This is a genomic window from Acinetobacter sp. AL9 (assembly GCF_041464035.1).
GTDB lineage: Bacteria > Pseudomonadota > Gammaproteobacteria > Pseudomonadales > Moraxellaceae > Acinetobacter > Acinetobacter towneri.
On the sequence record NZ_JAYFSK010000209.1, the window covers coordinates 1 to 301 of the forward strand.

1 rRNA gene is annotated in these 301 nt (G+C 41.9%); it reads left to right on the plus strand.

From position 1 onward, the window contains the following. Positions 1–198 precede the first annotated feature (198 nt). Positions 199–301, plus strand: a 23S ribosomal RNA gene (locus tag ACEO2X_RS14360); the annotation flags it as partial.

Genomic DNA, 301 nt, shown 5'->3' on the forward strand with positions numbered 1-301 from the left:
AAGATTGACAGTAATACTTCGGTGTTACGGTTTAATTACGAATTGAAATGAGAACTAGCAAATTAACTGAATCAAGCGTTTTGGTATATGAATTTAGATTGAAGCTGTACAGTGCTTAAGTGCACAAAGCAACAAACTGTGGGCGCAAGCCTGTTGTTACACTCACTTGTAAGTGTTAACGACTGTTTGGGGTTGTATAGTCAAGTAATTAAGTGCATGTGGTGGATGCCTTGGCAGTCAGAGGCGAAGAAAGACGTGATAGCCTGCGAAAAGCTCCGGGGAGGCGGCAAATATCCTTTGA